Raw genomic sequence first — 3,697 nt, 5'->3', positions numbered from 1 at the left:
CTTTGCAAATGCACGGCAGGCTTCCTTCTGCATGGGGATATCGTCTTTCTCGACCTGTCCCAGAGTTGAAACGCGGTACAATGTATAGACTCTTTTTTTCATAGTTGTTTTCTCCTTTTCTAGGATGCAAAAACAACGATTATTCGCTTTTCAAGGTACAGGCCGGATGACTTTCACCTCATCCTATCGTCATTTTAATGTATCGTGGCCAATGGAGCAAGGATGTCGAATCAGGGGCGGAGTTTCGTACTGCTTTGCAGCGTGTCCTGAACAATCTGGTGGAGTGCTTCCATCCCTTCGCCGTTCGAAGAATATGTGATTCGCACAGTATAACCATTGACTTTAATGGTTTCTTGTTTACCTAACTTGCTTTGCTCTTTCATCTAACTTTTTCCTCCTCTCAGCTCATCCCCAGGCTGATCTTTATGGCCGTCTCGATCTGCTTCATCTCTTCTTCACTAGTCTGACCAGCGAACCGCTGTACGCGGCGCTTGTCGATGGTGAAGATTTGCTCCAGCTGTACGATAGACGGAACTTTCAGTCCCGGGTTGTGGTCCAGCAGAACGTGGGTAGGCAGATGACGCTTCTTGTCCACTCTGGATGTAAGGGTGGCAATGATGAGTGTGGGCGAATGTATGTTGCCCGCGTCATTTTGCAAGACCACCACCGGCCTCTCCCCGCCCTGCTCGGAGCCAACATTGGGGTCCATGTTGGCGTAGTAGATGTCACCCCGGCTGTATTGCCAGTTTTTAGAAATCATAGGCTATGCACCCCCTTGTGCTTTATTATGTAAGACACCGCCCGCAAACCGCGAGCGGTGTCTGTGCAAAAAGGGGGCGGATGACAGGTTAGAACTTCATAGGCAGGACCTTCTTCTTGCTGCTTCCGTTGTAGATACAGAAGACCTGGTAGAGATACTTCTTATACCCGGCCATGTTGACGCCCATGGCCCGGCCCTCCCGGTAGATGGTCAGGGGGTCGGTCTTGTGCAATCGTGTGACCAGACGCCGGGGGTCATATTCATCGCGGTACAGTTCCATGAAGCGGATCACGCTCTGGATCGTTTCAGCCCGCAGGGACTCGGGATCACCATGCCAGGCAGCCACAATCAGGGAAAGTGCTTCCTTATAAAGGTCGGCTCCCACCCGTTTGAACTCCTCAAAGGCAGTGCCAATACAGCCGATCCGCAGCTTCCCCCGCCGCTGTGCGTAATCCAAATTCAAGCCAACCGACTCGGTTGCCTTGAGAAAGGCCATGCACTCCGGGTCGCCGCCGTAGATCATGGCCCGCATCTTGTCGCCGGGTGTCAGCTTGGCGGATTCACCGGCCTGCTGGGCAAAGAGCAGGGCTTCCTCACTCTCGGTCATGCCCGTATACACGATACAGCGGATCATCAGGTCCTTGCCGCCATTGAGCAGCTTGAGGACTGCGATGGTATGCTGGCCGTCAAACACATAATAGTGTCCGTTGCGGTAGCTGACCTTCGGAGGATTGACCAGACGGGGGTCAAACCTCGCAGCAATTTTGCGAACCCGCTTGACGTTCAGTTCCCGCTGGTAGCTGCCGCGGGGGACTTCCAGCAGCTTGCTGTTGATCATCATTTCCTGGTAGGCGCTGGTGCTGTTCATTCTCATGTAGTCCTCCTCATCTCTTTCAGGTACTGAATTCCCTTATCTGTAAGACTTCTAATACCGTCCCGGCAGGCACTGCGTTGTTCCCTGTTGTTTTCCAGGCAGGTATCCCAGCGAAAAATCATGGTGTCCAGGGCATCTTCCAATTCATAGCAGATATCGTCTGTGTCGATTTCCCCGTTGGACTGCAGCATGTTGTCTGAGATATCCTGAATGGCTTGCAAGGTTTCTGCGGCGCTGCGCCTGGGTTTCGGCTTTTCTTCGGCTTTTTCAGGTTCTTTGGCCTGCCGGAGCTGCTGGACCAGAGCGGGCCTCTCCTCCGGCGGGGCCTTGGCGATGGCTGCCACGGCCTTCTCTGTGGGTTTGATGTTGCCGGTCAGGATTTCCTGTTTGATACCCGGTTCGGCCTCCTCGGCGGCATCTACGCCGTTGGCGAATTGCTCCGCACGGATAACAGTATTTCTGGCTACGCCATTCTCGGCAGCAATGCGTTCACAGGTTTTTTCTTTCAAGATCAAGTTACCATTTTGGTAACTTGATTTTGGTGCATTGTTTTTACGATCTCCGCCATATGCAATCTTCTCCGCCTTGTACTGCTGTCCCATCAGATACTTGAATTGCTGGGACGTCAGGTTCCGCCGCCCCAGCTGGTTCTTGCAGATCCAGGCGATGGCTGCATAACGGTCGGGGAACGTCTTCTCATAGGTGGTAAACTGGATTTCCGGGTGCTTTTGAAGGATATGATAGCGGTTGTGACCATCCACGATCACGCCGTTCCAGACGATCAGCGGGTTGATAACCACCCCGTCTGCCAGGATGTTTTCCTCCAGCTGTTTCAGTTCTTCCTCACGAAGCGGAGGAATCTTGCTCTCAAACTCCGGGTCAATGGTGAGATGCTGCAACATAGGTTCTTACCTTTCGACGGGTGGTATCTCGGCGAGCCGCAGCAGGCTGGACATAATAGTCGAAACCATAGCGGGTCTGGCAGTAAGTACAGACATCTTTGGTCTGCTGCTGAATATCCGCCCGACGCAGAAATGCCTTCTTGGCGTCCTGGAACGCGTGCAGGCAAACCGGGCACAGGGTGATGAGGGATGCAGTGTTGGCATTGCGTGCATAACTACGGCTCATAAGCTTTTCCTCCTTTGGATTGAAAGATAAAAAGACTGGGTATGTAAAAAGCCCACCGTCTTGGGTCTTGCGATCCTGGACGGTGGGCTGAAACTGTTTTTGGGGGTTCCTCCCCCATTTGTCCTCGACACCCCGGGGAGGGCTGGGAACCTTCTGGCGGCGGATTTGCACCGCTCCATCGGCCTTTCGGCCGCCCCGCCTTCTTTGTGGCCGGGCCGCGAGTTACGGAAGTATCATTGTCTGGAAGTACCAGGAGGCTGCTTATTCACCTTTCAAGGTTCACCAGCGTCGGGCTTGTCCTCCCCTTTGGGGGAGTCCCTTGCTGTGACTCTATGATACCTTAGAAATCTTCGCTGCGGGAGTGACTCGTAGTACCCCCTAGGGGGGTCTCGTAGACCCCCTTATCAAAGTTCACGCTTAAATCTTTCTAAAACATCAATTACTTTATGTAGTTCTTCTTTGATGGAGTCCTTTTCCTGAATTTTTCCAAGAATGAGATAATCCAGAGATATGTCAAAAGTTATAGATATTTCAGCCAGCAAATCAATAGAGCTGGCCCTCTTTCCGCGCTCAATAGCTTTCAGATGATCGGGGCTAATGCTAATCTGTTCAGCAAACTGTATCCGAGTAAAGCCCCGATTTTCTCTCAGGGAACGGATTCGCATACCACATTCAACAGGATCAAAGCGCATAAGGATATCCTCCAGATTTTGAAGCGTGTGTTGACGGTCAAAATCCGAAGGTCAGGGATATTTGGCGATGTACGTCTCCCAGTTCTGGCGCATCCGTCACTCCTGTGTGGCGAGACGGATGCACCTCCCTGTGGTGGCTGTTGAGATAGGAGAAAATAAAAAAGCCGACAGACAGCCACAATTCCACGAGGGAATTGCTTCCGTCTGCCGGCTCGTCCGGCCTATAGCCGGTTCAGTCCTATC

At 52.4% G+C, this 3,697-nt stretch carries 6 protein-coding genes and 1 pseudogene; all 7 read right to left on the bottom strand.

Translation table 11 applies throughout. The features are described 5' to 3' along the window. Nucleotides 1-102: pseudogene (locus tag B5E67_RS16000) on the bottom strand (recombinase); the annotation flags it as partial. 128 nt (nt 103-230) lie between these two features. Continuing rightward, nucleotides 231-383 carry a hypothetical protein gene (locus B5E67_RS15680; protein ID WP_158098911.1) on the bottom strand — a complete coding sequence of 51 codons (153 nt, stop codon included), beginning with the start codon at nt 381-383 and terminating at the stop codon, nt 231-233. Nucleotides 384-400: 17 nt separating this feature from the next. Next, a complete protein-coding gene (locus tag B5E67_RS15115) occupies nt 401-760 on the bottom strand; it encodes a type II toxin-antitoxin system PemK/MazF family toxin (RefSeq protein ID WP_087385905.1) in 360 nt (119 codons plus the stop codon). Between the two features lie 88 nt (nt 761-848). Next, nucleotides 849-1,634: a DUF6551 family protein gene (locus B5E67_RS15110; protein WP_087385904.1), complete on the bottom strand. Its 786-nt coding sequence runs from the start codon at nt 1,632-1,634 to the stop codon at nt 849-851. Continuing rightward, nucleotides 1,631-2,536, bottom strand: a complete 906-nt coding sequence (locus B5E67_RS15105; protein ID WP_087385903.1) for a hypothetical protein — start codon at nt 2,534-2,536, stop codon at nt 1,631-1,633. The genes B5E67_RS15110 and B5E67_RS15105 overlap by 4 nt, the downstream gene beginning before the upstream one ends. Further along, nucleotides 2,514-2,762 carry a hypothetical protein gene (locus tag B5E67_RS15100; RefSeq protein ID WP_087385902.1) on the bottom strand — a complete coding sequence of 83 codons (249 nt, stop codon included), beginning with the start codon at nt 2,760-2,762 and terminating at the stop codon, nt 2,514-2,516. Before B5E67_RS15100 ends, B5E67_RS15105 begins: the two co-directional genes overlap by 23 nt. A 404-nt stretch (nt 2,763-3,166) precedes the next feature. After that, a complete protein-coding gene (locus B5E67_RS15095; RefSeq protein WP_087385901.1) occupies nt 3,167-3,454 on the bottom strand; it encodes a helix-turn-helix transcriptional regulator in 288 nt (95 codons plus the stop codon). Between the last annotated feature and the right edge of the window lie 243 nt (nt 3,455-3,697).

The sequence above is a fragment of the Faecalibacterium sp. An122 genome (assembly GCF_002160895.1).
In the GTDB taxonomy this organism is placed as follows: Bacteria; Bacillota; Clostridia; order Oscillospirales; family Ruminococcaceae; genus Faecalibacterium.
This window is presented reverse-complemented; position numbering and strand designations above follow the sequence as displayed.

What these genes read in the sequence shown, in the direction of transcription:
- B5E67_RS15100 (WP_087385902.1), bottom strand. Translation starts at nt 2,762, where the DNA reads ATGAGCCGTAGTTATGCACGCAATGCCAACACTGCATCCCTCATCACC.
- B5E67_RS15105 (WP_087385903.1), bottom strand. Translation starts at nt 2,536, where the DNA reads ATGTTGCAGCATCTCACCATTGACCCGGAGTTTGAGAGCAAGATTCCT.
- B5E67_RS15110 (WP_087385904.1), bottom strand. Translation starts at nt 1,634, where the DNA reads ATGAGAATGAACAGCACCAGCGCCTACCAGGAAATGATGATCAACAGC.
- B5E67_RS15680 (WP_158098911.1), bottom strand. Translation starts at nt 383, where the DNA reads ATGAAAGAGCAAAGCAAGTTAGGTAAACAAGAAACCATTAAAGTCAAT.
- B5E67_RS15115 (WP_087385905.1), bottom strand. Translation starts at nt 760, where the DNA reads ATGATTTCTAAAAACTGGCAATACAGCCGGGGTGACATCTACTACGCC.
- B5E67_RS15095 (WP_087385901.1), bottom strand. Translation starts at nt 3,454, where the DNA reads ATGCGCTTTGATCCTGTTGAATGTGGTATGCGAATCCGTTCCCTGAGA.